This window comes from Halorubrum sp. DM2 (assembly GCF_901686465.1).
In the GTDB taxonomy this organism is placed as follows: domain Archaea; phylum Halobacteriota; class Halobacteria; order Halobacteriales; family Haloferacaceae; genus Halorubrum.
Genome location: NZ_LR594487.1, coordinates 290,836 through 316,470, shown reverse-complemented (window position 1 = coordinate 316,470; position 25,635 = coordinate 290,836). Strand labels below are relative to the sequence as shown.

Annotated in this window: 31 protein-coding genes and 2 tRNA genes; 20 read left to right on the top strand and 13 right to left on the bottom strand. The window is 68.7% G+C overall.

All coding sequences use genetic code 11. The features are described from left to right. Positions 1-253 precede the first annotated feature (253 nt). Positions 254-325: transfer RNA gene (locus QOL69_RS01635), tRNA-Thr, on the bottom strand. A gap of 89 nt (positions 326-414) precedes the next feature. Further along, on the bottom strand, positions 415-1,080 hold the full coding sequence (locus tag QOL69_RS01630; RefSeq protein WP_283401780.1) for a DUF7114 family protein: 666 nt from the start codon (positions 1,078-1,080) through the stop codon (positions 415-417). A 59-nt stretch (positions 1,081-1,139) separates the two neighbouring features. Between QOL69_RS01630 and QOL69_RS01625 the strand changes: the two genes are divergently transcribed. The 3 genes from QOL69_RS01625 to QOL69_RS01615 all read left to right on the top strand — a co-directional run bounded on the left by QOL69_RS01625 (position 1,140) and on the right by QOL69_RS01615 (position 3,514). Continuing rightward, the gene (locus tag QOL69_RS01625) at positions 1,140-1,850 is read left to right on the top strand and encodes an enoyl-CoA hydratase/isomerase family protein (RefSeq protein WP_283401779.1); all 711 of its coding nucleotides are present in this window, start codon (positions 1,140-1,142) and stop codon (positions 1,848-1,850) included. A gap of 91 nt (positions 1,851-1,941) precedes the next feature. Further along, positions 1,942-2,012 (top strand) — tRNA-Gly (locus QOL69_RS01620). Between the two features lie 338 nt (positions 2,013-2,350). Next, positions 2,351-3,514, top strand: coding sequence for an inorganic phosphate transporter (locus QOL69_RS01615; protein ID WP_048077619.1), 1,164 nt, complete (start codon positions 2,351-2,353; stop codon positions 3,512-3,514). Positions 3,515-3,541: 27 nt separating this feature from the next. Here QOL69_RS01615 and QOL69_RS01610 read toward each other — a convergent pair whose 3' ends face one another. Continuing rightward, a complete protein-coding gene (locus QOL69_RS01610; protein WP_283401778.1) occupies positions 3,542-4,207 on the bottom strand; it encodes an undecaprenyl diphosphate synthase family protein in 666 nt (221 codons plus the stop codon). Positions 4,208-4,286: 79 nt separating this feature from the next. On the opposite strand from QOL69_RS01610, the gene QOL69_RS01605 reads away from it, so the two are divergent. The 6 genes from QOL69_RS01605 (at position 4,287) to QOL69_RS01580 (ending at position 9,648) form a co-directional block, all read left to right on the top strand. Then, on the top strand, positions 4,287-4,829 hold the full coding sequence (locus QOL69_RS01605; protein ID WP_283401777.1) for a DUF8056 family protein: 543 nt from the start codon (positions 4,287-4,289) through the stop codon (positions 4,827-4,829). A 90-nt stretch (positions 4,830-4,919) separates the two neighbouring features. Next, positions 4,920-5,390: a DUF5812 family protein gene (locus QOL69_RS01600; protein WP_283401776.1), complete on the top strand. Its 471-nt coding sequence runs from the start codon at positions 4,920-4,922 to the stop codon at positions 5,388-5,390. Positions 5,391-5,471: 81 nt separating this feature from the next. Beyond that, positions 5,472-6,353, top strand: a complete 882-nt coding sequence (gene secF / locus QOL69_RS01595) for a protein translocase subunit SecF (protein WP_283401775.1) — start codon at positions 5,472-5,474, stop codon at positions 6,351-6,353. Further along, positions 6,353-7,942 carry a preprotein translocase subunit SecD gene (locus QOL69_RS01590; protein ID WP_283401774.1) on the top strand — a complete coding sequence of 530 codons (1,590 nt, stop codon included), beginning with the start codon at positions 6,353-6,355 and terminating at the stop codon, positions 7,940-7,942. The genes secF and QOL69_RS01590 overlap by 1 nt, the downstream gene beginning before the upstream one ends. 303 nt (positions 7,943-8,245) lie before the next feature. Then, positions 8,246-8,950: a metal-dependent transcriptional regulator gene (locus tag QOL69_RS01585; protein WP_048077624.1), complete on the top strand. Its 705-nt coding sequence runs from the start codon at positions 8,246-8,248 to the stop codon at positions 8,948-8,950. Next, complete coding sequence (locus QOL69_RS01580) at positions 8,947-9,648, top strand: TMEM165/GDT1 family protein (protein ID WP_048077625.1); 702 nt, start codon at positions 8,947-8,949, stop codon at positions 9,646-9,648. Before QOL69_RS01585 ends, QOL69_RS01580 begins: the two co-directional genes overlap by 4 nt. A gap of 37 nt (positions 9,649-9,685) precedes the next feature. Here the strand turns inward: QOL69_RS01580 and rnhB are convergent, their stop codons facing one another. The 3 genes from rnhB to QOL69_RS01565 form a co-directional block, all read right to left on the bottom strand. Then, entirely contained in the window at positions 9,686-10,384 is a 699-nt protein-coding gene (rnhB, locus tag QOL69_RS01575) for a ribonuclease HII (RefSeq protein ID WP_283401773.1), read from the bottom strand. 53 nt (positions 10,385-10,437) lie between these two features. Further along, entirely contained in the window at positions 10,438-10,809 is a 372-nt protein-coding gene (locus QOL69_RS01570; protein ID WP_048077627.1) for a 30S ribosomal protein S8e, read from the bottom strand. An 84-nt stretch (positions 10,810-10,893) separates the two neighbouring features. Further along, a complete protein-coding gene (locus QOL69_RS01565; protein ID WP_283401772.1) occupies positions 10,894-12,531 on the bottom strand; it encodes a potassium channel family protein in 1,638 nt (545 codons plus the stop codon). Positions 12,532-12,676: 145 nt separating this feature from the next. Here QOL69_RS01565 and QOL69_RS01560 point away from each other — a divergent pair, with 145 nt between their 5' ends. From QOL69_RS01560 to QOL69_RS01545, 4 genes are all read left to right on the top strand, one after another. Further along, positions 12,677-13,075: an ArsR/SmtB family transcription factor gene (locus tag QOL69_RS01560; RefSeq protein WP_048077628.1), complete on the top strand. Its 399-nt coding sequence runs from the start codon at positions 12,677-12,679 to the stop codon at positions 13,073-13,075. Beyond that, a complete protein-coding gene (locus QOL69_RS01555; RefSeq protein ID WP_048077629.1) occupies positions 13,072-13,350 on the top strand; it encodes a DUF7521 family protein in 279 nt (92 codons plus the stop codon). The genes QOL69_RS01560 and QOL69_RS01555 overlap by 4 nt, the downstream gene beginning before the upstream one ends. A 108-nt stretch (positions 13,351-13,458) precedes the next feature. Further along, the gene (locus QOL69_RS01550; RefSeq protein WP_048077630.1) at positions 13,459-14,160 is read left to right on the top strand and encodes a helix-turn-helix domain-containing protein; all 702 of its coding nucleotides are present in this window, start codon (positions 13,459-13,461) and stop codon (positions 14,158-14,160) included. 67 nt (positions 14,161-14,227) lie between these two features. Then, a complete protein-coding gene (locus tag QOL69_RS01545) occupies positions 14,228-14,773 on the top strand; it encodes a DUF1684 domain-containing protein (RefSeq protein WP_048077631.1) in 546 nt (181 codons plus the stop codon). Between the two features lie 134 nt (positions 14,774-14,907). On the opposite strand, the gene dpsA is transcribed toward QOL69_RS01545, so the two are convergent. Both dpsA and QOL69_RS01535 read right to left on the bottom strand, forming a co-directional pair. Next, positions 14,908-15,456, bottom strand: coding sequence for a DNA starvation/stationary phase protection protein DpsA (gene dpsA / locus QOL69_RS01540; protein WP_048077632.1), 549 nt, complete (start codon positions 15,454-15,456; stop codon positions 14,908-14,910). A gap of 80 nt (positions 15,457-15,536) precedes the next feature. Further along, a complete protein-coding gene (locus tag QOL69_RS01535; RefSeq protein WP_283401771.1) occupies positions 15,537-16,364 on the bottom strand; it encodes a carbon-nitrogen hydrolase family protein in 828 nt (275 codons plus the stop codon). Between the two features lie 133 nt (positions 16,365-16,497). Here QOL69_RS01535 and QOL69_RS01530 point away from each other — a divergent pair, with 133 nt between their 5' ends. From QOL69_RS01530 to QOL69_RS01500, 7 genes are all read left to right on the top strand, one after another. Beyond that, entirely contained in the window at positions 16,498-17,160 is a 663-nt protein-coding gene (locus QOL69_RS01530; protein ID WP_283401770.1) for a DUF7384 family protein, read from the top strand. Positions 17,161-17,184: 24 nt separating this feature from the next. Next, the gene (locus QOL69_RS01525) at positions 17,185-18,147 is read left to right on the top strand and encodes an HhH-GPD family protein (RefSeq protein ID WP_283401769.1); all 963 of its coding nucleotides are present in this window, start codon (positions 17,185-17,187) and stop codon (positions 18,145-18,147) included. 170 nt (positions 18,148-18,317) lie between these two features. Further along, on the top strand, positions 18,318-19,151 hold the full coding sequence (locus tag QOL69_RS01520) for a type IV toxin-antitoxin system AbiEi family antitoxin domain-containing protein (RefSeq protein WP_048077633.1): 834 nt from the start codon (positions 18,318-18,320) through the stop codon (positions 19,149-19,151). Next, complete coding sequence (locus QOL69_RS01515) at positions 19,151-19,948, top strand: nucleotidyl transferase AbiEii/AbiGii toxin family protein (protein WP_283401768.1); 798 nt, start codon at positions 19,151-19,153, stop codon at positions 19,946-19,948. Before QOL69_RS01520 ends, QOL69_RS01515 begins: the two co-directional genes overlap by 1 nt. Next, positions 19,945-20,112, top strand: coding sequence for a hypothetical protein (locus QOL69_RS01510; RefSeq protein WP_154018110.1), 168 nt, complete (start codon positions 19,945-19,947; stop codon positions 20,110-20,112). The genes QOL69_RS01515 and QOL69_RS01510 overlap by 4 nt, the downstream gene beginning before the upstream one ends. A 75-nt stretch (positions 20,113-20,187) precedes the next feature. Then, positions 20,188-20,586 carry a DUF5778 family protein gene (locus QOL69_RS01505; RefSeq protein ID WP_048077635.1) on the top strand — a complete coding sequence of 133 codons (399 nt, stop codon included), beginning with the start codon at positions 20,188-20,190 and terminating at the stop codon, positions 20,584-20,586. 27 nt (positions 20,587-20,613) lie between these two features. Further along, positions 20,614-21,237, top strand: coding sequence for an alpha/beta hydrolase (locus QOL69_RS01500; protein ID WP_283401767.1), 624 nt, complete (start codon positions 20,614-20,616; stop codon positions 21,235-21,237). Positions 21,238-21,243: 6 nt separating this feature from the next. On the opposite strand, the gene QOL69_RS01495 is transcribed toward QOL69_RS01500, so the two are convergent. The 5 genes from QOL69_RS01495 to QOL69_RS01475 all read right to left on the bottom strand — a co-directional run bounded on the left by QOL69_RS01495 (position 21,244) and on the right by QOL69_RS01475 (position 25,548). Continuing rightward, complete coding sequence (locus tag QOL69_RS01495) at positions 21,244-21,783, bottom strand: cupin domain-containing protein (protein WP_283401766.1); 540 nt, start codon at positions 21,781-21,783, stop codon at positions 21,244-21,246. A gap of 3 nt (positions 21,784-21,786) precedes the next feature. Continuing rightward, positions 21,787-22,116 carry a transcription factor S gene (locus QOL69_RS01490; protein WP_283401765.1) on the bottom strand — a complete coding sequence of 110 codons (330 nt, stop codon included), beginning with the start codon at positions 22,114-22,116 and terminating at the stop codon, positions 21,787-21,789. 531 nt (positions 22,117-22,647) lie between these two features. Beyond that, positions 22,648-23,736, bottom strand: a complete 1,089-nt coding sequence (locus tag QOL69_RS01485; RefSeq protein ID WP_283401764.1) for a putative sulfate/molybdate transporter — start codon at positions 23,734-23,736, stop codon at positions 22,648-22,650. A 106-nt stretch (positions 23,737-23,842) separates the two neighbouring features. Next, positions 23,843-24,568 carry a DUF8135 domain-containing protein gene (locus QOL69_RS01480; RefSeq protein WP_283401763.1) on the bottom strand — a complete coding sequence of 242 codons (726 nt, stop codon included), beginning with the start codon at positions 24,566-24,568 and terminating at the stop codon, positions 23,843-23,845. After that, complete coding sequence (locus tag QOL69_RS01475) at positions 24,565-25,548, bottom strand: hypothetical protein (RefSeq protein WP_283401762.1); 984 nt, start codon at positions 25,546-25,548, stop codon at positions 24,565-24,567. Before QOL69_RS01475 ends, QOL69_RS01480 begins: the two co-directional genes overlap by 4 nt. Between the last annotated feature and the right edge of the window lie 87 nt (positions 25,549-25,635).

The following is a 25,635-nucleotide window of genomic DNA, read 5'->3' as shown; positions in this document are numbered from 1 at the left end:
CTGACTACGCTTCACTCATCTCTCTGTGAGCGCTAATTAGCGAAATCCAGGGTGTCCCTGAAGGGATGCGCTCCCGGTCAATTTCAGGTCTATCCCGTCGCCGTTTGCGACTTTGTTTGTGTGTCCTGACAGTTTACCGAATCGCCATACGGCAAGGGATGCCCTGTTTAGTGAAATAAGGCTGTTTTGACCACGTTGTGTTTAAGACAGATAAATCCGTAAAATGTGCGTACAAGGCGTGTACGGCAGAAAGAGCCTGAGGGGGGATTTGAACCCCCGGTCTCGTCCTTACCAAGGACGCGCTTTACCGCTAAGCTACCCAGGCGCAACTTGTCGTTGCGCGGAATCGACTTTAGGGGTTTCGATTCGGCGGCGCGGCGTCGGGGGATCGGCTCCGGCGCGTCACCTCGCGACTCACCGGTCCGTCGCGCTGACGGCCCGGTCCGAGATGTCGGCGATGCGGTCGGCGGTCGCGTCCGGGAGCGCGCTGCCTGCGGGCGGGAACCCGCCGTCGCAGTCCGCGGCGAGGTCGCGGGCGTACGCGAGCAGCTCCTCGGGCGGGTCACCGCCGACCGCGGTGGTGCCGGCGACGACGGCGAGTTCGAGGGCGTCGACCTCCAGATTCCGGTCGAGCGCGGCCGCGGCGTCGGGGTCGACTCCCTCGCGGTCGCGCAGCGTCTGGTCGCGGCCGAACGCGCGCACCACGTCGACCGCGGGGCGGGCCGCGTCGGTACACGCCAGAAGCGAGAACCCGCGCGAGACGAGCACGTCGGCGGCGAGGATCTCCATGTCGGCGTCGATGTCGGCCGCGGCGGTCGGCGCGGTCACCCACGGCTCCTCGTGGGCGACGGTGCGGGTGAGTCGCAGCCCCTCGTAGATGAGCTGCACGCCCGCGGCGCGGTCGGCCACGTCGCCGAGGTCGACCTCGGGCTCCAGTGCGCGAGCGGTGACTAGCGCCAACACGCCGGGAGTCACCGCCGCGTCGCCGAGCCGGGAGTCGAGCGCCTCGCGGAGCTGTTCGGGTTCGACGTCCGCGAGCGCCTCGCGCGCGGCGTCACGCGCTCGCGCGGCATCGTCCATTGTCGTTCGGTAGACGAGCGAAGGGCAAAGACCTTTGGAAACGAACGGGATTCCGTCCCGTGATCCGAACCCGAACCGACGGCGACGTGCGCGTCGTCACGCTCGACCGCCCGGAGGCGCGCAACGCGCTCCGGCCCGACGACCTGCGCTCCCTGCGAGAGATATTCGAGGGGGAGGCGGACAGCGAGTCAGTCCCGCCGGTGACGTACCTCCGCGGCGCGGGCGACGCCTTCTGTGCCGGGGCCGACCTCGACGCGGTCGCCGACCTCGACGATCCGGAGGCGTTCGCGCGGCGCGGGCAGCGCGCGGCCGCCGCCGTCGATGAGTCCCGATCGGTCGTCGTCTGCGGTATCGACGGCGCGGCCCGCGGCGGGGGCGTCGAACTGGCGCTGGCGGCCGACGTCCGAGTGGCGACCCCGCGGGCGACGTTCGGGGAGCCGGGCGTCGACTTCGGGCTGTTCGGGGCGTGGGGCGGGACGGTCAGGCTCCCGCGGGTCATGCGCGAGGGCGACGCGCTCGACTTCGCGCTGTCGGGGCGCGTCCTCGACGCCGACAAGGCCCTCCGGACCGGGCTCGTCTCGCGCGTCGTCGACGACACTCGATCGGTGGCCGACGAGATCGCGGCCGGCGAGTCCGACGCGCTCGCGGCGATCAAGCGCCGACTCCGCGACCGCCGCGACGACGAGACGCAGGAACGCGTGGAGGCGGCTACGTTCGCCGACCTCCACGACGCCCACGCGGAGGAGATCGCCCGTCGGAACGGAGAGTGAGCGGGACGACAGCGGCGGCGACCCCGCCGTACCGCCGCCTCGATGTGACAAGCTTAAGTGAGTCTCCGGCCAACTGCGAGATGCGAAGCACGCACCGGTAGTGTAGTGGTATCACGCAACCTTGCCATGGTTGCAACCCGAGTTCAAATCTCGGCCGGTGCACTCCTTCCAGTCGTGCCCCGGCCTGACTCCCGTTCGCTGCGCTCACGGGGGTCTCGGCCGGTACATTTCTCGAACGTAGTGAGAGAAATCACCGAGAGTGATTTGAACGCTATCAGTCGCGCACAGCGAGCGGTGAAGCCGCGAACCGCGAGCGAGCACGTCTGATTCTGAGTTCAAATCTCGGCCGGTGTATTTTCCGAGCGAAGCGAGGAGAATCTCCGAGTACAGCGGCTGCGTCGCCCTCGAATTGAGGTCGCCGCCGAGGACGTCGCGGTCGACGCCAGCGGTGGCGGCGGATCCCATCCGTTTAACCGCGCGTGCGTACTCTGTTCGCGTATATGGTAGAGATTCTTCTTCTCGTCGGAGTCACGGTGGCGGCGTTCGTCGGCTACAACATCGGGGGCGCGACGACGGGACCGGCGTTCGGGCCGGCGGTAGGCGCGGACGTGTTGTCGAAGTCGGGCGCGGCGGCGCTGATGTCGGTGTTCTTCTTCATCGGCGCTGGAACGCTGGGCCAGCGGGTGGTCACGACGCTGGGCGAGGACCTCGTCTCGGGCGCGAACGTGTTCACGCTGGAGACGAGCATCGTCGTCCTCTTTTTTATCGGCGGCGCGCTGTTCGTCGGCAATTTCGCCGGCGTCCCGGCGTCTACGTCGATGACCGCGGTCGGGGCCATCGCCGGGCTGGGATTGGCGACGAACACGCTCAACTGGGCCGAGATGGGCGAAATCGCGATCTGGTGGCTCGTCGCCCCGATAATCGGGTTCTGGGTCTCCGGCATCGTGGGACGCTACTTCTACTCGACGATCAACGACTGGGTGGCGATAGACAGCACCGAGGGCGCGCTGTTCGAGTTCGACCGGTCGGGACTGGTTCCGAAGCCCGTTCCCGGACCGAACACGACCCGCCGCGAGCTGTTCGGCGGCTTCGTCGTCATCGCGATCGGCTGTCTGATGGCGTTCGCCTCCGGTACGTCGAACATCGCCAACGCCATCGCGCCGCTGGTGGGTGCCGGCGTGGAGATACGGCCGCTGATCCTCCTCGGCAGCGCCGCGGTGGCGGTGGGCGCGTTCACCATCGCCCGGCGGACGCTCGACACGCTCGGCAACGACATCACCGACCTGCCGCTGACGGCCGCCATCGTCGTCGCGGTCGTCTCCTCCGGGATCGTCATCAGCCTCTCCGCGGTCGGGATCCCCGCCTCCTTCGTGATCATCGCGACGATGTCGATCGTCGGACTCGGTTGGGGGCGCGCGACGCGCACGGTCACGGTGCGACAGGGGATCCGCGGCGAGAAGGAGCCGACGGTCTCCGTCGGCGCGCTGGCGGCCGACGAGATGCCTGATATCGGCGAGGGCGACGCGAGCGACGTCCCGTCGGCGTCGGACCTGTTCAATCCGGGAACGAGCGCGCGCGTCGTGCTGATGCAAAACGTCGTGCCGATCCTCTCGACGGTCGGCGCGCTGGTGACGTTCACCGCCCTCTTCACGTTCGTCTGGTAAGCCGGGCGGAACACCCGCCGGAGCCGGTTAGCGGCCGAACCGGCGCTGTCTGTCCTGGTAGTCCAAGACGGCGCGGAGGTACTCACGTCTGCGGAAGTCGCGCCAGTTCACGTCGGTGAAGTAGAGTTCGGCGTACACCGACTGCCAGATGGCGAAGTCGGAGAGTCGCTCGGCACCGGTCTTGATCACGAGGTCCGGCTCTTCGGGAAACAACAGCCGGTCGGCGACGTCGCTCTCGTCGATGGTTTCCGGCGTTATCTCCCCGTCGGCCACGTCGTGCGCCAGTTCGCGGACCGCGCCGGCGAACTCCGCTTTCCCGCCGAGACCGACGAGGATCCGGACCAGCGCGTCCGGGTCGCCGACGTCGAGCGAATCGTCGCCGTCGGGCGCGTCGCCAGCGGGTTCTTCGGCCGGATCGTCGGCGTCCGGGCCGCGGACCACGGTCTCCGCGGGGGCGTCGAGCCGCCGTAGCTCCCGGACCAGCGTCGGGGCGACTGCCCGGTCGAGGACAGAGACGGAGACGGTGACGCGCTCGGCCCCGTACTCGAACGCCCAGCCGATCGCCGACGACAGCGTGTCGAACGCGCCGTCGGCGAGGAGGTCGCGCTCCGTGACGACGAGCGCGACGTGCGCCGGCGGCGCGGCGTCGTGGAGCCGGTGTCGCGTCGCGAGGTACGCGTCGTAGAGACCCACGTAAGAGCGATCCGCTCGCGCGTATAAATGGCTTCCCGCCGACGAGGGGTTTAATTCGCCGACGCACCTACCGATGTCGATGGCAGACAGCTACCGCGGGGTGTTCGGCGCGATCCCCTACGCGTTCCGCGCGACCGAGTCGTGGACGATGCGCGCGTACGCCGCGCTCGGCGCGCTGACGGCCGGGTTCGTCGCGCTCGTCGTCACGCTCGGGCTCGTCGTCTGGATGGGCGAGACCGTCTCGGCGCAGGGAGGGACCTTCCTCTTCTCACGGTCGCTGTTCGTGGTCGCCGGCCTCGCCGCCGTCGGCCCGCTGCTCGCTCCGATCCTGTTCGTCGCCCGCCGCCACCGCCGGGACGACCCCGTCGCGGCCGACTACGACCGGTGGATGGGTGTCGCCGGCTTCCTGTTCCTCGTCTCGCTGTACCTCGCGATGATCATCTCGGCCCCCGCGGACCTCCGGGACCCGAGCGGCTCGGCCGTGATCAACGCGCTGTACGCGCTCCCGCAGCTGGCGGGGTTCGTTCCCCCGGCCGCGGCCGCGCTCGCCGTCTTCGCGACGCACTTCCGGCTCCGCGGCGGGTCGGACGCCGGGGCGACACCGGAGACTGACGCGGCGTAGCGAACCGAGAGATGGCGGCGGCCGACGCGGCGTCGACGGCGCGGCCGCGGCTCGAAAGCCGGAAGTCGCCCGAGCGTCTACCGGAACGCAATGACCGACGAGAAGGAGAGTACGTTCCTCGTCACGCACGTCGAGAGCGACTCGGCCGTACTGAAAGACGTCCACGACGGGCAGGTCCACACGCTGAGTTCGAACCCCGGAGTCGACGTCGACGACGCCGTCGAGGCGACCGTCGCACCCGACCCACCGATGGAGGTCACCTATCAGGTGATCGAAGTCGCGGAGCGTCGCCCGCTGTCGATCGAAGAGAGCCCGGAGCCGCCGACGGTTCACGAGCGCGAGTTGGCCGCGGAGACGCCGGCCGGGGAGCTGGCTCGGGAGCCACGAGCGGGCGTCGGCGAGGTCCACGTGTTGACACCGCCGGAGTCGGAGACGGAGGCCGCCGTCACCGACGTGATCGACGACCGCGAGGGGACGCTCTCGCGGGCGGCCCGTCTGGGCGTGAACCGCGTCGAGATCCGATCGGAGCCGGGAGTCGTCGCGGTCCGATACCTGCCGTAGTGCCGGCGGCCGGACTGCCGTCCTCGCCGGCGGCCCACCAGATAAGAAGGCTTATTCGCGCCCGCGGAGGAAGCGGTATTTATGGTATCGATCGAGGTGCCGGAAGTCGACTACACCGACTACTCGAACCGGCAGCTTGCGGCGGTGCCGCTCGCGTTTCTGGTCCTCGCGTTGGCGATCATCGGCGGGTGGTTCGTCGTCACCGGGGCCCCGGCGAATCTCGGGCTGGAGTTCACCGGCGGCGTCGAACTGCGGATCGCGGACGACGGGGACGATGTCGAACAGCAGATTCAGACGGCGTTCGACCGGGAGCCGGACTCGATCCGCACGATCCCGGGCGACGACGTCGTGGTCGTCACGTTCCAAGCGTCCGAGGACGATCCCGAGGGGCTCGCGAACGACTTGGAAGACCAAGCGAGCGCGGCCGGGCTGACGACGACCGCGGTCGATCAGGTGTCGCCGAGCTTCGCGAGCGACACCGCGCGGACCGCCCTCTTCGGCGTGGCCCTCGCCTTCCTCGGGATGAGCGTACTCGTGTTCGCGCTGTTCCGGACGTTCGTCCCCTCGCTCGCGGTCGTCGCGTCCGCGTTCTCCGACCTCGTGATCCCGGTCGCGGCGATGAACCTGCTCGGGATACAGATGACGCTAGGAACGATCGCGGCGCTTTTGATGATCATCGGGTACAGCGTCGACTCGGACATCCTGTTGAACGACTCAGTGCTGCGCCGAACCGGTGCGTTCTACGAGTCGGTGAGCCGCGCGATGCGGACCGGGGTGACGATGACGCTCACCTCCATCGCGGCGATGGTCGTGATGGCGGTGGTCGCCTCGGTGTTCGGCATCGGTCTCCTCCGTGACATCGGGATCATCCTCTCGGTCGGGCTGTGTGCGGACCTGATGAACACGTATCTGATGAACGTCTCACTGCTTCGCTGGCACAAGTTCGAGGGGGTGAAACGCTAATGTTGGAACCGATCAAGGAGAACTGGCGGATCCTGTTGCTCGTCGTCGTCGTGATCGGTGCCACGGTGGCGCTGTTCGCGCCCGGATTCGGGCCGGAGCCGGCCCCCGGCGAAGACGCGAGCGAGGCCCGAGAGGGGATCACGAACCTCCAGTACGGGCTGGACCTCGCGGGCGGGACGCGGATCCGCGCGCCGCTGTCGGGATACACCGCGACCGACGTCGCGTTCGGGGGTGACAGCCCGGCGACTGTCGCGGAGGCGGTGGCGGCCGAACTCGACAACGCCTCGGCGCGGAACGTCGGGGCCGTTCCGGGCGAGCGGGCAGTGGAGGTCACGGAGCCGTCCGTCACCGAAGACCAGTTCAGGCGGGCGATGGACGCCAGCGGCTACGAGTACGCCGACGTTCGCTCGGGCGTCACGCAGGAGACGCGCGACGAGACGATGAACGTCATCCAAGGGAAGATCAACGAGGCGGGACTCTCGGGCGGCAGCGTCCAACAGGTCCAGTCGATCACCGGCGAGTACTTCATCCTCGTCGAAGTCCCGGGAGAGGGACGACAGGACGTGGTCGACCTCCTCGAAGAGCGCGGGACCGTCCGGATCGACATCGCGTACGCCGACGGCAACGAGACCGCCGTCGACGAGGGAGTGTTGGTCCAGGAGAACTTCGACGAGATCGGGACCGCCACGCAGAGCGACCAGGGTACGGGGTCGTACGTCCCCGTCACGGTCCGCAGCACCGACGAGAGCGGTCAGTCCCCGGCCAACAACTTCCAGGACGCCGTAGTTGAGCGCGGCTTCCCGGACGCGTACAACACCCGGGCCGACCGGTGTGAGTACGTCAACGGGTCGCTCACCGGCGAGCGGAACCCCTGCCTGCTGCTCGTCGTCAACGACGAGGTCGTCAACTCCTTCGGGATGGACTCGGGGCTCGCGGACAGCATGGGTGCCGGATCGTGGGCGGAGACCGGTCGGTTCCGGCTCACGACCGGCGAGTTCAGCGAGGCCCAGACCATCTCGCTGAACCTCCGCGCCGGCGCGCTCCCGGCCGACCTCGACATCAGCGGCGAGGGGACCTCCTCGTCCATCTCGGCCTCGCAGGGGGAGAACTTCCGGACGTACTCGCTCGTCATCGGGATCCTCTCGGTGTTCGCCGTCGCGGGGATGGTGTTCCTCCGCTACCGCGAGCCGCGCGTCGCCCTACCGATGATCGTCACGGCGCTGGCCGAGGTGTACGCGCTGCTCGGGTTCGCCGCGCTGCTCGGATACCCGCTCGAACTCGCGGTGATCGCGGGCTTCATCGCGGTCGTCGGGACGGGCGTCGACGACCTCGTCATCATCGCCGACCAGGTGATGAGCGAGGGCGACGTGAGCTCCCGGACCGTGTTCGACTCGCGGTTCCGGCAGGCCTTCTGGGTCATCGGCGCGGCCGCGGCCACGACGATCATCGCGATGTCGCCGCTGATGGTGCTCTCGCTCGGCGACCTCTCCGGGTTCGCCATCTTCACCATCCTCGGCGTGCTGGTCGGCGTGCTGGTCACCCGCCCCGCGTACGGTGACATCCTCCGCCGCCTGCTGACGGTCAGGTAGTCGGCGACCGGAGCGGGTCGGTCCCGCTCCGAACGCCTCCGCCGTCCTTGTTTCCCCGGGTCGCTTCTCCCGCCGTCCTCCTTCCTTCCGCTCTTCCTTCCGTTCCCCTTCTCCCGCCGCGACGAGGGGTGTCGCGCCCGTCGTCCGCGTCGCCTCTCCGAGTCGCAATGACGATCGACCAGTTTCGTCGCGTATAGCGGCGCGAATCCCGCGTTCGTTGTCCGGACCGGGCGAAAAACGGCGTCCCTCACGCGCCGGACGCCCACCCGACAAACTATTAATTTAGACCGGTCAAAAACGTCCATGCCCACCGACGCCGTCGAAGACTATCTCAAGGCGATCCACCGGATCGAATCGCGGAGCGGACCCCCCGTTTCGACCTCGCAGATCGCGGAGGCGCTCGACAAGACGCCCGCGACCGTGACGAGCATGGTGGAGACGCTCGCCGACCGCGGGCTGCTCTCCCGCGAGAAGTACACGGGGGTCGAGCTCACGCCCGCAGGCGAGGTCGCCGCGCTGGAGGTCGTGCGCCGGCACCGGCTCATCGAGGCGTTCCTCGCCGAGCAGTTGGACTACGAACCGACGGAGGTCCACGACGAGGCCGACGCGCTCGAACACCACGTCAGCGAGGAGTTCACGCGGCGGGTCGAACGCCTCCTCGATTATCCCGCCGCCGACCCCCACGGGGACCCGATCCCCCCGGCGGACCTGTCGACGCCGGAAGACGCCGGGACGACGCTCGTCGCGGCGCTGGAGCCGGACGAGCGGGGAACGGTCGTCCGGGTGAGCGACCGCGACCCCGACGTGTTGGAGTTCCTCGTCGACGCGGGGATCACGCCCGGAACGACCGTCGAGGTCGTCGAGGTCACGTCGTTCGGGCTGGTCACGGTCCGGACCGACGACGGGGACGAACACGGCCTGCCGGAGGCGGTCGCGGACCGCGTGTACGTCCGCCGCGCCGCGGACTCGGCGGCCGCGACCGACAGACAGGAGGCGGGTGACGCATGACCGGCTACGTCGAGATCGTCGCGATCGCGTTCGCCACCCAGCTCGCGGTGCTCCCGGGCGAGAAGGTCCAGTTGATGATCGCCGGGCTCTCGACGAAGTACGACCCCAAGATCGTCGTCGCCGCCGCGGGATCGGCGTTCGCCGGCTGGACCGCGGTCGAGATCGCGTTCGGACAGGCGATCCAGTCGGCGCTGCCGCCGATCGCGTTGGACGTGGTGACCGCGGTGCTGTTCTTCGTCTTCGCGATCCTGCTGTACCGCTCCGCCCCGTCGCCGAAGACGAGCGCCGAAGCGGAGCGTACCGACGGCGGGCTGGCGGCGTTCGACGACCTCTCCCTACCCGGTCGGCTCGACCGGTACTCCGGGTCGCTCGGCGGCTTCCTACCCATCTTCGTGCTCACCGCGACCGGGGAGTTCGGCGACAAGACGCAGCTGGTCACCATCGGCTTGGCGGTCCAGTACGGCGCAACCTCCGCGATCTGGTTCGGAGAGATGCTCGCCATCATTCCGGTGAGCCTCGCGAACGCGTACTTCTTCCACCGGTTCGCCGGCAGCGTCGACATGCGGCTCGCGCACTTCGCGTCCGCGCTGCTTTTCGCCTTCTTCGGCGCGGACACCGTGTTGGCGATCGCGACCGGCTTCTCGGTGTGGGAGACGTTCGTCGGCGCGTTCGGCGGTCTCATTGGCGGGCTGTTCTGACTGGGCCGCCGTCGCTCGCGCCCCGTTGTCGCTCCCGTCAGAATTCGTCTAACGCCGACTGCTCTGCGGCCGCCAGCGCGTCCTCGCAGGTGGCCCACGACTCGCGCGCGCAGTCCGGCAGCGTTCCGTGGTCGCCGACGTACGCGGCGATGAACGAGCGGGTGGCCGGGTCGCTCGGGTAGCCGCTCCCGACGTCGTCGTAGTCGGGGTACGTGGCGTCGACGGCCGCCATGGCGGCGTCTCGAGTCACCTTGGCGACGACGCTCGCGGCACCGACGAGCGGGTCGTCCTCGTCCGCGCCGTGCGCGGCGGTCACGTCGACCCCCGGGAGGGGTTCGGCGTCGTCCGAGCTATCGGCGACGAACTCGCGGAGCCGCCGCGCGAACCGCTCCTCGCTAGTGTCGCCCGCGTCCGCGACGACGCGGACCGGTCTGTCGAGGTCGCCCGCGGACGGTTCGGCGAGCGCGGCGCGAACCGCCCGCGCCTGTCCGCGAACGGTGAGCGTGTTCATGTCGGTGTCCGGGCGGTCGATTTCGGCCGGTTCGACGCGCGCGACGCCGACGGCGACGTCGGGATCCTCGTCGAGGGTCGCGGCCATCGCCTCGCGTCTCGCCGGCGCGATCCGCTTCGAGTCGTCCACGTCGGCCGGGAGGCTCGCGGGGTCGGCGATCACCGCGGCCGCGACCATCGGCCCGAGCGCGGGACCCTTGCCGGCTTCGTCGACGCCGAGGTACACGCGTCGGTGGTGGAGCGGCGGGGAGAAATACCTTCAGAAAGGCGGCCGCGGACTTACTCGAGCAGGACCGCGTTGACCTGACCGGTCTGGCCGGGTCGCGAGGTGACACGAGCGCGGCCGGCGGACGTCTCGATGACCGCGCCCTTGGTGACGATGTTCCGGCGGGCGTAGTTGACGTTGGCGGGGTTGTCGACGACGTTCTCGATCTCGGCCTCGCTGACCTCGCCGCCGTCGGCGACCTGCGCGACGTTCGTCGAGAGCGCGCGGACCTTCTTGTCCGTGCCGCGGGCGTCGATGTACTGGAGGCGCGTCTCGCCGACCGTGGTCTCGGCCGGCTCGCGGCCGAGCTGGTGGCGCTTCTTGTTCGAGGCGTGCTTGAGTCGGCCGCCGGTGCGCTTGCGCGTGGAGCGTCCCTGGTCTTTCATACGGATACGAACAGCCAGCGAATACTTGAAGCGTTCGACTCGTCTCGATGCGAGGGCGAAGCTCGCCGCGTGCGAGCGGTGGCCTCAGGCGAACGCGCGTTCGAACGCGCGGACCTCCTCGTCGGTGCCGACGACGACGAGCTCGTCGCCCCGCTCGATCCGCGTCTCCGGCCCGACATCGGTGACGAGCTCGTCGCCCCGCTCGATCGCGATGACGGTACAGCCGGTCCGCTCGCGGACCGCCGCCTCGCCGACCGTCCGTCCGACCAGCGTCGGCGTCTCGCTCCTGACGACCTCGACGTGCGTGTCCAAGGAGAGCACGTCCCGGTCGGTGAGGACCGCCGACGCCGACATCCGCCCGGTCACGAGCGAGAGGGAGAGGACGTAGTCCGCGCCGGCGCGGTGCATCTTCGGCACGCTCTCGGGGTCCGCGACCCGCGCCAACAGCTCCACGTTCGGGGCAAGGTCGCGGACCACGAGCGTCGCGAACTGCGCGGTCGTGTCGTCCGGCAGCGCGAGGACGACGGTCCGGGCGTCGGCGACGCCGGCCGCCCGCAGCATCTCCGGGTCGGTGGCGTCGCCGACGACATCGACCGCCTCGCCGGCCTCTCGGTCGACGACGGTGACGGGGAGGTCGGCGTCCCGGAGCGCGTCCGCGACCGTCTTCCCGACCTGTCCGTAGCCGACGACAACCGTCTCGCCCGCGCCGAACCGCCGCGCCGCGGAGTTGGTCAGGTCGACGAGCCGCTCCACCTGCTCCTCGGTCCCCGAGACGAGCAGGACGGTCCCGGCCGACAGGGTCGCGTCCGGCGACGGTGCCGCCTCGAACGCCCCGTTGAACCACGCGCCGATCACGTCGACGCCGGTCCGCTCGCCGATCCGGCTGCCGGCGAGCGTCGAGCCGGCGAGGCCGCTTCCGTGGTGGATCGACACCTCGGCGATCCGCAGCGACTCGCCGATCGCGACCGCCTCGTCGAGGTCGGTCCGCACGGCCGTGGTCACCTTGGAAGCGAGGCTCTCGCCGAGCAGCGACCGCGGGGAGAGGACCTCGTCGGCCCCGGCGAGCCGGTGGTACCGCTCGCGGCTCGGGTCCTCGACGACGCTTATCGCCCGGACGTCCGTCGACAGCTCCTTCGCGGCGAGGACGATGCTGGCGTCCACGCGGTCGGAGACGTCGGTGACCAGCGCGCGCGCCGACCCGAGGCGGGCCCCTTCCAGCCCCGCGGTCGTCTCTGGATCGGCACGGACCACCCTGTGTCCGTTCTCGTACAGCACCAGCGCGCGGTCGGGGTCCGGCTCGACGACCACGTACGGAACGCCCTCGGACTTGAACTCGTCTAGGAGCGCGTCGGAGCGCGTGGTGTCGGAACAGACGACGACGTGCCCCGTCACGTCGTCCTGTAGCGACCGGGGGACGGTGGTCGAGAACGCGGACTCCAAGAGCGGGGTCGCGACGACCGGCAGCGCGCCGATGAGGAGTACCATCCCGACCAGGTCCATCACGGCGATGAACGCGTGCATCTCCTGGCTCTGCCAGTCGGCGGCGTCGCCGCCGAACCCGGTCGTCGTGAACATCTCGATCGCGAACTGGAACGACTCGATCAGCGTGCGCGGGTCGTTCTCGAACACCCGCATTCCCCACCGGTAGGTGATCGCGGTGAATGTGATCACGGTGCCGAGGAACGCGACGTACAACACCACGCGACGCTTCCACGTGTCCATCGAACCGCGATATGCCGCGGCCGTACAAAAACGGGAGGACTCGTGGGACCCGGTTCCGCCGGTCTGTCAGCCATCGGGCGATCGAATCGTCCTCGCGTCGATCGAAAGTTCGATCCTTTAAGTTCGGTGGGCCGAACCGTCACGCATGGTGCGGGATCCGTCGCGAGACCCGGAGCCGCCGTCGGTCGACGAGGTGCTCGACGCGCTGGCCGACGACGCGGCCCGTCGGATCGTCGCGGCGCTCACCGAGCCGAAGACCGCGAGCGAACTCTCCGAGGAGTGCGACATCCCCCTGTCGACGACCTACCGGAAGTTAGAGAAGCTCACCGACGCCTCTCTGCTGTCGGAGTCGACCGACATCCGACGGGACGGGCAGCACACGACACGGTACTCGGTGTCGTTCGACGCCGTCACCGTCTCCGTCGACGACGGCGCGGAGAACACCGAGGACCGCCGCGAGTTCGACGTGGAGTTCTCTCGGCCGGAACGGACTCGAGACGAGCGACTGGCCGACCTGTGGTCGGAGCTACGAGAGGAAACATGAACCCGTACATCGACCTGACGATCATCGCCGCAAAGACCGCCATCCTGGTGCTCGGTGGCAGCATCACCTACTACGCGCTCCGCGCGTACGACCGGACCGGAGACCGGTCGCTGCGGGAGCTCGGAATCGGCTTCGGCATCGTCACCGTCGGGGCGCTGCTTGGCGGCGTCTCCCACCAGATTATCGGAGCCGACCTCGCGGTGGGGATCGCGATCGACGGCCTCCTCACGGCTGTCGGCTTCGCCGTCATCGTCTACTCGCTGTACCTGGAGTGACCCCGGTTCGGGGAACGGGCGGGCGGTGGTGGCCGACCCCTCGGTGTCGACGCGCGACGAACCCCGCTTTCGGTAGCCTTTTGCGGCGCTCGGTCATCAACTCGCGGTATGAGCGACGCACGAGAAGAGCTCTCCCGCCGGATCGCCGGCGAGATAACGCTCAGCGACGACCCGGGGGCGACCCTTCGGAAGTGGCGGACCGACTTCGACGTCTCGCAGACGGAGCTGGCGGACCAGCTCGGCGTCTCCTCGTCGGTCGTCTCCGACTACGAGAGCGGTCGCCGCGAGAGCCCGGGGATCGGCGTCGTCCGCCGCACCGTCGAGGGGCTTCTCGACATCGACGAGCGGCGCGGCGGCGGCCGGCTCCGCCAGCACGCCCGGGTGCTCTCGGCCGGGTTCGAGAGCGACATCGTCCACGACCTCCGCGAGTACTCGACGGCGGTCCCATTGGCGGAGTTCTACGAGGCGATGGGCGCAACGGAGATCGTCCGCGGCGACCACGACCACGTGAACGGCCACACGGTGATCGATTCGATCCAAGCGATCACGCGGCTGTCGAGCGAGGAGTTCTACCGGCTGTACGGCCAGTCGACGAACCGCGCGCTCGTGTTCACGCGGGTGACCCGCGGGGAGTCGCCGCTCGTCGCGCTGCGGGTCGTGAGTCCGACGCCGAACGCGGTCGTCCTCCACGGGATCGAGGACGGCAATCTGTGGGACCACGCCGCCGACCTCGCCCGCGTCGACGGGTTCTCGCTGGCGACGTCGAACCGCGACCTCGACGACTGCCTCGCGGACCTCCAGGCGCTGTGAGGCCGCCGCAGGTCGGGAGGAGGACCGAACCGCGGGCCTGAAACCGCGGGCGACCGTCGGCCCGCGTATGAGCGACGACTACGCCGAGCGACTCCGCGCGAACCGCCGGGAGAAAGACGAGTTCTTCGCAGAACACCAGCAGTCGCCGATCCCGCCGGAGCAGCGGGACGAGTTCGACGGGCTCGACTACTTCGAGCCGGATCCCGCCTACCGCGTGGAGGCGACCGTCACCGTCCACGACGAGCCGGAGCCGGTCGAGATGGAGACGACCGCGAGCAACCCGGTCCGGTACCTCCGAGTCGTCACCTTCGCGTTCGAGGTCGACGGCGAGGAACGAACGCTCGCCGGGTACCGACAGGAGGGCGACGACGGAGCGATCTTCGTCCCCTTCCGCGACAAGACGACCGGCCAACAGACCTACCATCAGGGCCGGTACATGGAGCTCGCGCCAGAGCGGGACCTCGCCGACGGCGACGCAGTCACCGTCGATTTCAACCTCGCGTACAGTCCGTTCTGCGCCTACAGCGAGACGTTCTCCTGTCCGCTCCCGCCGGAGGAAAACTGGCTGGAGATCGTGATCCCCGCCGGCGAGCGGACGCCGGACCTCGACTAACCGGTCGGAGTTCGGTCGATCGGCGCGGCAGTCGCGCTCTTCGAACGGGAAGCGCGGTCGAAAAAGTCGGAATCGCGTCGGAATTACTCGGCATCGCGTCCGGATCGCGTCGTCGGCGGCCCGTCGGGGTCGGTCTACTGGAGCGTCTCGCTCGTGACGAGCGTGTCGTCTTCGAGGTAGTGCTCGATGTGGTGACCGTGTTCCTCGACGGTTTCGAGGATCTCGCGGAGCTGTTCTTCGGTGTTGTAGTCGCCGAGGTTGTTGGCGAGCTGGATGTGCTCGCGGAGCTGCTCGGTGATGTCGCCGAAGATCTCGAGGTCGTGTTCCAGCGACGTGCGGATGTCGTAGGCGTCGGCGTCCTCGGGGGTCACCGGGGCGTGTTCCTCGTAGTTCGCGCCGCCGGAGAGCGGCACGCCGCCGAGCGCCTGCGCGCGCTCCGCGAGCACGTCTGCGCCCTCTTCGAGGTCGGCCGCGACCTCGCCGAGGTACTCGTGGATGCCGAGGAACTCCGCGCCCTCGACGAGCCAGTGGTGCTTTTTGATCTGGTGGTAGAGGACGTACGTCGCCGCGAGGTCGCTGTTGAGCGCGTCGACGAGCTGTTCGGCCTTCTCTTCGGGGACGCGGAGCGCTTCGCTTTCGTGAACGTCGCCGTACCGTTGACGGGCCTGCTTCTGGGTACTCATTTCAATTATACATACGCGCGCGACCCACTTAATGGTTCCTACAGAAGGAACTACTCTTTCGTGATTAACAAAATTATTTTCTACGTGTCGTCCACGGCCCCGACGAGGTCCCGCTGTGCCGCGAGGGTGTCGCGGTCGAGCGTCGCGGTCAGCGTCGTCGGCTCCCGGCCCAGTTCGGCCGCGACCGCCCCGTCGGGTCGGGCGACGAGGGAGTTGCCGGCGTACGCGGCCTCCGCGGCGTCTCGTTTACCGTCCGCGGTTCCGGTCCGCCCGGCACCGACGACCCACCTGACGCCGTCGAGCGCGCGGGCGCGGAGTAGGAGCCGCCAGTTCGCGACGTGGTCGGCGGGCCACGCCCCGACGACGACCAGCGCGTCGACCGCGCGCTCGGCGAACCACGCGCTCTCCGCGACGAAGTTGAGGTCGTAACAGGTCAACAGGCCAGTCGATCCGGCGGCTGTCTCGACGACGACGCGGTCGCGCCCCGGTTCGACCCACTGGTTCTCCTCGTCCCACAGGTGTCGCTTGCGGTAGACGGCGAACGCCCCGCGGGCGTCACTCGCGGCTCGGTCGGGGGCGGGGACGTACGCGGTCGCGTTGTACACGGTCTTCTCCTCCCGCTCCGCGTACCCCGCTATCACGGCTGCTTCGGCCGCCTCTGCGACCGTTTCGAGCCGCGCACGCGCCTCCTGCCGTCGGAGCGCGGCCTCTCGGAGGCGCTCGTCGGCCGCGAATCCCGTGAGCGCGTACTCGGGGAAGACGACGAGGTCGACGGCGGGGCCCACGTCGGCGGCGCGGTCCCGGATCCGGTCGACGTTCGCCTCGACATCGAGGTCGTCGACCGGCGTCTGCGGGACGGCGATGGTCGGGTCGTCGGTGACAGGATCGTCGGGAAGTCGGTCGCTCACGTCGACCCGTTCGACGCGGCGACCGATAACGTCCGGGTCGAGGCGACGGCGTGCCGGTCGGCGACGCCGCGCGGGCGGAGCCAGTCGCGTCGCGGCCGCAAGGACGATACCGACGGGGCACCGACCGGCGGGTATGACCTTCGCCGACCTGTTCGACCGCGCGACGGCGGTCGGCGGCGACCTCGACGAGGCGGACGTGCGACGCGCGCTCGACGACGTGCGGTCGGCACCGACCGCAGACGGCGAGAGCGACGCGGGGGATGAGGCGGGTGACGGAGCGGTCGCCGATCCGCTCGATCCGGAGCCGGCCCGCGTCGTCGCCGACGCGGACGTGTTTGCGGCAGACCTCCTCGTCGGCGGGGCGGCCCGCGACGCCCTCGACGTCCTCCGGTCGCACGCGTGGACGACGCTCGTCGCCAGCGACCGACTGCTCGACGACGCCGAGGCGGTGATCGCGTCGCTGTCGGACCCGGAGTTGGCGGCGGACTGGCGGGCCGCAGCCGCGACGTGGCGCGAGCCGATCGCCCAGCCGCCGGGCGATCACCCCGCGCTGGCGTCCGCGTACCGCGGCGGCGCGATGCAGGTCGTGAGCCTCGACCCCTCGCTGACCGGGCCGCGGGCCGCCGCCGGGCTTCGGGACCGCCTGCCCGTGAGCGTCCGGGAACCACGCGCGTTCGCGACGGTGTTCGACCCGGCGAAGCTCTACCCGGAGGCAGTCGGCGGGGAGTACCCCGGTCCCGACCGCGATCCGCGGACGATGACGGCGGTCCGCGCCGACGGCGACCAGCACCGATAAACCGCCGCCGGCCGGACCGGAGGTATGAGCGATTCGGACGGCGCGACCGCGGACGACGACGTCGAGGTCGGCGGTGACGAGGAGGTGTCGGACCTCCCGGCCGACCTCGACGCGGTCCGCGACGCGCTCGTCGACTGGTACGAGGCCGACCACCGGGCGTTCCCGTGGCGGGGCACGGAGGATCCCTACGAGATCCTCGTCAGCGAAGTGATGAGCCAGCAGACCCAGCTCGACCGCGTCGTGCCGGCGTGGGAGGACTTCCTCGACGAGTGGCCGACGAGCGCTGATCTGGCCGCGGCCGACCGCGCCGACGTGGTCGCCTTCTGGTCGGACCACTCGCTCGGGTACAACAACCGTGCGAAGTACCTCCACGAGGCCGCCGAGCAGGTCGAGACCGAGTACGGCGGCGCGTTCCCGGAGACGCCCGACGAACTGCGGGAGCTGATGGGCGTCGGGCCGTACACCGCCAACGCGGTGGCGTCGTTCGCGTTCAACGACGGCGACGCGGTCGTCGACACCAACGTGAAGCGAGTGCTGTACCGCGCGTTCGACGTGCCGGACGACGACGACGCGTTCGAGCGGGTCGCGTCCCGGCTCATGCCCGCCGGCGAGTCGCGGGTGTGGAACAACGCGGTCATGGAACTCGGCGGCGTCGCCTGCGGGAAGAAGCCTCGATGCGACGAGGCGGGCTGCCCGTGGCGCGAGTGGTGTCACGCCTACCAGACCGGTGATTTCACCGCGCCCGACGTGCCCGAACAGCCGAGCTTCGAGGGGAGCCGGCGGCAGTTCCGCGGGCGGATCGTGCGACTGCTCGGCGAACACGACGAGATGGGGCTGGACACGCTCGGTCATCGGATCCGCGTGGATTACGCTCCGGACGGCGAACACGGCCGGGAGTGGCTGCGAAGTCTGCTTTCGGACCTCTCTGACGACGGTCTCGTCCAGATCGAGGAAGGGAACGACCAGATAACCGCTCGCCTCCAGTAGTCTGATTCAGATCCGCTGAACGGCCTACAAACGAGGAGGGATATTTTATTTCATATCTAACTTAGAGTCTCTGTACGCTGAGCGTCCAACGACACGACATTCATCAAACTAGATATCAACGGGCACCTTTATTCCCGTTCGGATTTAGATTCTATGTACACTGAGCGGCTATGGAGCCTACAAACGAGGAAGAAAATCAAAGAAAGAGTCTGTCGACACGTGAGTCACGAGCACTGTCACGGCTCGCAAGCGAGGACCGACAGATCATCACCATCAATGACCTCGTGGACGTCCTTGACATCCCCCGGAAGTCGGCCAAGGACATGGCGTATACGCTCAAGGAGAAAGGCTGGCTTGAGCGAATCGCGCACGGAAAATATCTCATCTTGCCACTCGCTGCGGGCGAAAACGCCGTCTATACCGAACACGAGTTCGTGATCGCGTCTGCACTCGTGGAGCCGATGTACATCGGGTACTGGAGTGCGATGAATCATCACGGGCTTACAGAGCAGATGTCCCGCACGGTGTACATCGTGACGACAGAGCGCGCTCAGGACCGCGAAATCCACGGGGTCACGTATCGACCAGTGTCAGTCACCGACCAGAAGTTCTTCGGCTATCAACCGACTGCGGTCGGGTCGAATCAGGTGAACATTTCGAGTATCGAAAAGACGCTGGTCGATTGCGCCGACCATCCGGAGTTCTGTGGCGGTATCGGAGAGCTTGCCAAGGCGATACAGAACGCGGTCGAACAGGGTTGTTCGTGGGAACGAGTCGTCGAGTACCTGCGGCGAGTTGGGAACGGTGCTGCGACGAAACGAACCGTCTATCTCGCCGACCAGTTGGACATCGATCTTCCGGAGTACGACGAGCTCGTCGGCGAATTCACGACCGGGTACCCGCTGCTCGATCCGACGAGAGAAGCGACGGGAACCCGCGACAGCACGTACCAACTCCGCCTGAACGTCGGTCCCGAATCGTTCCTCCCGGGGGGCTTCTCATAGTGATTTCCGACGCACAACTGCGACGGCTGGCCAGAGATCTGAATGTTCGCCTCGGCTACGCGGAGAAGAACTACGTCAATTCATGGATCCTGTGGGCGATTTACACGAGTCCGTACGGCGATAATCTGCTGTTCAAAGGCGGGACTGCGCTCAGCAAGTTGTACTTCCCGGAGACGTGGCGCTATTCGGAAGATCTTGATTTCGGTGTCAGAGGGAATTACGGGGGGAGCGAAGCGGAGTTACAAGGCGCACTGGAGGACGCTGCCAGAGCCTCTGGCATCGACTTCGAGGTGACCAAACACCGCAAATTACAGAAAGAAGCGTATCCGACGCACTACGTCGATATCAATATCCAGTACAACGCCGTTCTCGGTCACAAGAACACGACGAGCCTGGACGTTATGATCGACGAGTACGTCGCGTTCACCTCGCTAGACCATCGTCACAGTTACGAGGATGTCCCCGAATTCGAGTTGACCGCGTACAGCTTGGAGGAGATCTTCGCTGAGAAGTTGCGAGCGCTCTATCAGCGATCACAGGCTCGTGACTACTACGACCTGTATCGGATGATTACGGAGGCCGACATCGACGATTCGGTTATTTTCCCCGCATTTTCACGGAAGTGTGAGCACGACGGTCTGGACATCGATCTCCGGGATGGACTTCCCAGAGAGAAACGGGACGAAATCCGTGACGGGTGGCAGAACACACTTCCCGATCTGGTTGCGGATCTCCCCGATTTCGATCCGGTCTATGAGACGCTCGAAGAGTACGTCGCTTCCCTCGCTGACGAATGATACCTCTATCGGACACATCGTCCCGCAGTAACTGCGCGTTCGACGCGCCCAGCGACGAACACGTCCGAAAGCGGCTCTGCGGACTCGTCGACGACCTCGCAGACGACGGACTGGTCGAGTCGGACGCGACCGGCGGCGACGTGGTCGTGTCGCTCCGGCGCTGAGACGCGGGTTCATCGGGCGTCCGATCCGCCGCGAGAACCGTCACCCGTTTATTACGGGAGCCGAAACGATCGGCCATGAGCGAGACCGTCGATTCGGACCTGTACACCCGCACGAAGGCCCTCTTGGAGCCGGGCGACATCGAGCTGCTGGGCTGTATCGTCCATACGACCCTCGACGGCCAGCAGGACCTGGAGATGCACGAGCTGACGGTCGCCGCCAACGAGGTCATCGCCGACCACGCTGGGAAAGGCGAGACGTACATCGAGGCGGGCAACGACGACACGGACTTCTCGTCGAACCAGTTTCAGGGGCTGACGCTCGACGACGAGGCGTTCGTCTGGGAGTGTCAACAGCTGTTGCGGGACGGCGCGTTCGACATCGTGTTCTACTACGAGGCGAACGTCGACCAAGAGGCGCTCGTGGCGGATCTGGCCGAACTCGACGACGTCGACCGCGTGACGCAGGTGCCCTGAGGCCCCTGACGAGACGCCACCGCACCCGTGAGCGACACAGTCCTGATCCCCGGCGGCCGCGACGTGCGCGCCACCCTCGACACCGCCGCGAGCGACGGCTCCCGCGCCGACGCGGTCGTCGTCGCCTGCCCGCCGCACCCCCAGCAGCGCGGCCACCGCGGCGACGAGCGACTGGTGGCCGCGAGCGACGCCCTGACCGACCGCGGGGTCGACTGCCTCCGGTTCGACTACGGCGACTGGGACGAGGGGTACGGCGAGAGCACCGACGCGGACGAGGCGGTCTCGTGGGCCGCCGAGCGCTACGACCGCGTCGGGCTGTTCGGCTTCTCGTTTGGCGGGACCGTCGCGCTCGTCGCGGCCGCGTCCCGTCCCGACCTCGCGGGTGTCTGCGCGCTCGCGCCGACCGCGCGCCTGAACCCCGACGTGGACGCGGTCGAAGCGCTCGACGACCTCACCGAGTTGGGCGTGCCGGTCCGGATCCTCTACGCGACGCGCGACTCGACCGCGGACTGGGAGCCCGTCGTCGAGCGCGCTGCGGAACTGGGAATCGAGACGGTGGCGTTCGAGTCCGACCACTTCTTCGTCGGGCGGGCCGGTGACGTGGGAGAGGCGGTCGCCGAGTTCCTCGCGCCGCGGCTTCGAGACGCCTGAGAGCGTTTACCGCAGATCGTCGATCAGTTCCGCCGCCATTCGCTCGCCGCGGGCGGGGTCGTACCCCTCCATGCGGAGGTGCGCCAGCGGTGCCACGTACGGGTTCCGCTCCCAGTGCGCCCACACCTCCGTCGAACCGTCGGGAGCCGGAAACAGCCGCACGTGAACCTGCCAGTCCCCGGTGAGTCCCTCGGGGCGGTGGACGAAGCTGCCGACCTCGTGGACCGTCTCCCCGTCGCGGTCGTACGCGTGGAAGTACGCCCGGACGAGTTCGGAAAATCCCTGCTCTGGGAGTCGCTCGCGGGTCTCGGCCGGCGTCGTCGGGAGCGTCCCGGCGTACTCGTCGGCCGGCGGCGGGAGCACCCGAACGTGGTCCGGAGCGCCCTCGTCGGGCAGCAGCGCGAGCAACTTGCCGACCGCGAGCCTCGCCCGCCAGAAGCCGAGCGCGCGACCGACGAGGAAGGCGGCGGGAAGCGTCGCCGCGAGGACGGCGAGGGCGCGCAGCGCACGCGGCCACCGGCGAGCCGGCCGCTCGGGTCCGACCATCGCTCAGTTGTACCCGCGCCAGCGGTGGCCGCACTCCTTACACTTGAAAAAGCGCGTCGGGGGTTCGTCGGCGGCTCCCGTCTGTTTGATCGTGTACCACGCCTCGCCATGCCCGCACTCGTCGCAGACGATATCGTTGGCGGTGGGCTTCCCCTCGAAGTTCGCGCCCTCCTCCGTCTCGATGACCTCTTCGCCGGTCTGTTCGGTGGTCGACTCGAACTCGGCGGCGAGCCCCTCGTCGCGCTCGGCGGTGCCGTCGCAGTCGTCGTTCTGACACACCATCTCCCCGTCGCGAGAGACCATCATCGAGCCGCAGTCGTCACAGAACTGCATATATAGATTAAATACGGAGGCGAGCGGTTTAGGTCCGATGACTGCCGGAGACTTCTGACGGCGAGCTGTCGGAGTAACTGTGACGACCGTCGAAGCCCCAACCGCTCGATACGAGACGATCGTTACCGGCGACACGACCACCGAAGCCCCAGCCGTGAGGACCTCCGAAAGACGGTCGCCTCGCTTCGCTCGGCGCTGCGTCTTTCGTGGTCCCGCTCGCTTTCGCTCGCGGGACTCGCGCGACTCGCTGTGCTCCTCGCTCAGTCGCTTTCGCTCCTTCGCTGCGGAGTCGCCGGCGGCGGAGCCGCCGGCTGCCCGTGGCGCGTAGCGCCACGCTGCTCGCGTCGTCGTGCTTCGTCCTCACGGCTGCCCCTTCGAGTCCCGCCTCGCACCGCACAGCAACCGCACCTCACGCCTCCCCAGCCTCGTCGGTCGCCGTCGCTTCGCTCCGGCGACCGACTCCCTCGCGCGTGCTGTCTCGCGGCCGCCGGTGGCGGCCGCTCGCAGGCACGCGCCACCGCAGAACCTCGATTATCCCATCCGCTCCCACGCGAGGTGGACGGCGATGCCAACGACGAACGCGACGCCGAGGTTCGTCGCCAGCGCGAGCAGCCCGATCCCGACCGAGAGCGCGCGGTTCCCGGAGTCGGTGACGTTGCGCGCGAGCGAGACGGCGACGATAGCGAGCAGCGCGCCCAACATCGCCAGCGGGAACGCGGCGATCAGCGCGGGCGTGGCGAAGGGCGCGGCGGCGAGGTAGCCGACGCCCAGCACGACGTTCGCGCCGCCGGTGCGCGCGCCGAACGCGTACTTACCGGCCACGCCGTCGCAGCCGTGACACATCGGTATCCCGCCCAGCGGCACGGCGATCAGGTTCGTGATCCCCATGCTCGTCGCCAGCTCGTCGGGGGTCACCTCCGCGTCCAGCAGGTCGGCGAAGAGGAGGGAGGTCGCGAGGGCGGCGTTCCCGATGGTCATCGCCAGCTGCGCGACCACGCCGTCGAGGGTGGCGCGCGTGAGGGCCGCGCCGAACGGTGGCGTCGGCGGCGCGCCGGGCAGGCGAGGGGTCGGCACGCCGGCGGCGACGAGCGCGGTCGCGACCCCCACGAGCGCGACGGCCAGCGCGCTCGCCTTCCCGTGGCCCGCGAGCGCGAACGCGGCGGCGAGGGCGACGCCGACGAGCGCCACCGCCGGGTCCTCGACGGCGAGTCCGATCCCCGTCTCTAAGAGGACGAGTCCCACCGCGAACTGAACCCCGCGGATCACCGGCTCGCCGATCCACCGCTCGACGTACGCGAGCGTCCCCGAGAGACCGATCGCGAGCAGCAGGATCCCGAGGATCAGCCCCGCGAGCGCGAGTTCGGCGTAGGTGAGCGCGCCGGCGACCCCGAGCGCGGCCAGCGCCTTCATCGGCTCGACCGACACCGGCAGGCCGTAGCGGATCCCCCAGACGAGCTGGAAGACCCCGAACGCGACGAGCGCGTGCGGCAGCGACACGTCCGTCAGGAGCGCCAGCGCGACGACGAGCGGGATGACGGTAATCGAATCCCCTATCGCACCGGTGAGGGCCCCCGGTCCGAGCGCGACGGATCGGCCTCCCTTCGAAGCGGATGCTGTCACGTGATATCCGCCCTATCGGGCGGACGCGCTTGAACGTGTTCAGAAATTGGCCGGGGTCACCCGACGGTCCCGGTGAAACTGATTCAGATTACGTCCGGGGTGTTGACTACTCCTCGTCGAACGCGGGGTCTCCTGCGTCGACCATCGGGCAGTTCCGGACCCGGAACCGGGAGAAGTCGACCAATTCGACGATGTCGGTCCCCTCGTGGGTACACGCCGTCTCCGGCGGCGACGCGAAGTGCGGGCACTGCTGGCAGTAGGTCCGCTTATCAATCACGTGCTCGTCGCCGGTCGCCGCGGATCCCGATCCCAGACCGCCGGACTGTGTCGCCGCGTCGCCGGTCGCGCCGCCGGCGTCGAACTCGGCCGCGTCGCCCCCGACCGAGGTCTCCTCGTCGAGCGCCTCCCACACGTCCTCCTCGCCGACGTCGCCGACGTCCATCGACTCGAAGGGGTCCCCCTCGCCGGTCACGTCCCCCGAGTCGGCGTCCAGTTCGGTGAACGGGTCGTCCGCCGACGCGCCCGGTTGTGGGTCCGCGCCCGATTCCGAGTTCGCGCGCGACGACGCATCGGGTCCCGCGTCGTCGACACCCTCGTCTCCGAGCGCCGCGAATGGATCGTCGTCGAACGAGTCGTCGTCGAACGAGTCGTCGTCGAACGAGTCGTCGTCGAACGAGTCGTCGTCGAACGAGTCGTCGTCGAACGAGTCGTCGTCGAACGAGTCGTCGTCGAACGAGTCGTCGTCGAAGGGGTCGTCATCGAAGGAATCGCGGTCGGAGCGGTCCCCATCGTCCGCCTCGGAGTCGTCGTCCGAACGGTCACCGCCGCTCATCGGCGGTCCCCGTCCGATCCGCCGTCACTCGCGGCGGGGTTCGTCCCGTCGGTCGTGCGACTCCCGCCCTCGCGGTCGCCGTCCGCGACGTCGCCGTCGATGGCGGGGCGGTCCGCGACGAGGAGCCGCGACGTACCGAGAAAGCCGGTGTTCGGCTCCACGTCCTCGAACCGACGCCCGCAGTGAGGACACTCCGGCGTCGACAGCAGGCCCAGCTCCACGCCCCCGCCGCAGTGGTCGCAGTCGGCGGTCCGCACGCCGTGTCGGTTCGCCGTCCGCGTCAGCGCGTCCAGGCGCTCGCGGTCGGCGCGGTCGCGCTCGGCGGCGTCGAGTCGCCGTTTGACCTTGACGACCGCGTTCGCGACCCGGGAGAGCTTGTCGTCGACCTCGGACAGCTCGTCGGCGGAGATCCCGGCCACGTCGGACTCGACGCTCGCCACGCGCTCGTCGAGGTCGTCGATGCGAGCGTCGACCCCGGCTATCCCCTCGTCGACGTGTTCGTCGAGGCCGTCGAGGCGGTCTCTGAGGGCATCTAACCCGTCGAGCCGCGCGTCCAGCGCGTCGAGCCGGTCGGCGAGATCGTCGACCCGATCGGAGGCGGGGGCGTCGGCGACCGCGGCGTCGAGGCGGTCCAGCCGGGCGGCGGTCGCCTCCAGTTCGTCGGCGAGTTCGTCGAGGCGGTCCGGGTCCGCCGCACTGCCGTCGTCGTCACCGCCGCCGTCCGCACCGGCGTCCAGCGACTCCACCTCGCGGTAGAGATCGACGAACCGCTCGCGGAGGTCGGTGACCGCGGCGTCGAGGTCTTCGTCGAGGTCGTCGAGGCGCGCCTCGATCGCCGCCACCTCCTCGGCGTCCGGGACGTCGATCCCCTCGGACTCCGCGAGGGCGACGAGCGCGCGCTTGAGGAGTTCCTCGCGGCTCACGCCAGCGTCCTCCGCGGCGGCGTCGAGGGCGGCCGCCGCCGGATCGAGGTCGCTCATCGAGGGTCCTCCGTCATCTACGTACCGTTGAGCCGCGAGGCTTAAGTAATCTGTCGCGGCGTTCTCCCGATCGATACTTGGGCGGTC

Bases quoted from the DNA above. Each gene is read 5' to 3' on its own strand.
- QOL69_RS01630 (WP_283401780.1), bottom strand. From the start codon at position 1,080: ATGGACGATGCCGCGCGAGCGCGTGACGCCGCGCGCGAGGCGCTCGCG.
- QOL69_RS01615 (WP_048077619.1), top strand. From the start codon at position 2,351: ATGGTAGAGATTCTTCTTCTCGTCGGAGTCACGGTGGCGGCGTTCGTC.
- QOL69_RS01605 (WP_283401777.1), top strand. From the start codon at position 4,287: ATGGCAGACAGCTACCGCGGGGTGTTCGGCGCGATCCCCTACGCGTTC.
- QOL69_RS01600 (WP_283401776.1), top strand. From the start codon at position 4,920: ATGACCGACGAGAAGGAGAGTACGTTCCTCGTCACGCACGTCGAGAGC.
- secF (WP_283401775.1), top strand. From the start codon at position 5,472: ATGGTATCGATCGAGGTGCCGGAAGTCGACTACACCGACTACTCGAAC.
- QOL69_RS01590 (WP_283401774.1), top strand. From the start codon at position 6,353: ATGTTGGAACCGATCAAGGAGAACTGGCGGATCCTGTTGCTCGTCGTC.
- QOL69_RS01585 (WP_048077624.1), top strand. From the start codon at position 8,246: ATGCCCACCGACGCCGTCGAAGACTATCTCAAGGCGATCCACCGGATC.
- QOL69_RS01580 (WP_048077625.1), top strand. From the start codon at position 8,947: ATGACCGGCTACGTCGAGATCGTCGCGATCGCGTTCGCCACCCAGCTC.
- QOL69_RS01570 (WP_048077627.1), bottom strand. From the start codon at position 10,809: ATGAAAGACCAGGGACGCTCCACGCGCAAGCGCACCGGCGGCCGACTC.
- QOL69_RS01565 (WP_283401772.1), bottom strand. From the start codon at position 12,531: ATGGACACGTGGAAGCGTCGCGTGGTGTTGTACGTCGCGTTCCTCGGC.
- QOL69_RS01560 (WP_048077628.1), top strand. From the start codon at position 12,677: ATGGTGCGGGATCCGTCGCGAGACCCGGAGCCGCCGTCGGTCGACGAG.
- QOL69_RS01555 (WP_048077629.1), top strand. From the start codon at position 13,072: ATGAACCCGTACATCGACCTGACGATCATCGCCGCAAAGACCGCCATC.
- QOL69_RS01550 (WP_048077630.1), top strand. From the start codon at position 13,459: ATGAGCGACGCACGAGAAGAGCTCTCCCGCCGGATCGCCGGCGAGATA.
- QOL69_RS01545 (WP_048077631.1), top strand. From the start codon at position 14,228: ATGAGCGACGACTACGCCGAGCGACTCCGCGCGAACCGCCGGGAGAAA.
- dpsA (WP_048077632.1), bottom strand. From the start codon at position 15,456: ATGAGTACCCAGAAGCAGGCCCGTCAACGGTACGGCGACGTTCACGAA.
- QOL69_RS01530 (WP_283401770.1), top strand. From the start codon at position 16,498: ATGACCTTCGCCGACCTGTTCGACCGCGCGACGGCGGTCGGCGGCGAC.
- QOL69_RS01525 (WP_283401769.1), top strand. From the start codon at position 17,185: ATGAGCGATTCGGACGGCGCGACCGCGGACGACGACGTCGAGGTCGGC.
- QOL69_RS01520 (WP_048077633.1), top strand. From the start codon at position 18,318: ATGGAGCCTACAAACGAGGAAGAAAATCAAAGAAAGAGTCTGTCGACA.
- QOL69_RS01510 (WP_154018110.1), top strand. From the start codon at position 19,945: ATGATACCTCTATCGGACACATCGTCCCGCAGTAACTGCGCGTTCGAC.
- QOL69_RS01505 (WP_048077635.1), top strand. From the start codon at position 20,188: ATGAGCGAGACCGTCGATTCGGACCTGTACACCCGCACGAAGGCCCTC.
- QOL69_RS01495 (WP_283401766.1), bottom strand. From the start codon at position 21,783: ATGGTCGGACCCGAGCGGCCGGCTCGCCGGTGGCCGCGTGCGCTGCGC.
- QOL69_RS01490 (WP_283401765.1), bottom strand. From the start codon at position 22,116: ATGCAGTTCTGTGACGACTGCGGCTCGATGATGGTCTCTCGCGACGGG.
- QOL69_RS01480 (WP_283401763.1), bottom strand. From the start codon at position 24,568: ATGAGCGGCGGTGACCGTTCGGACGACGACTCCGAGGCGGACGATGGG.
- QOL69_RS01475 (WP_283401762.1), bottom strand. From the start codon at position 25,548: ATGAGCGACCTCGATCCGGCGGCGGCCGCCCTCGACGCCGCCGCGGAG.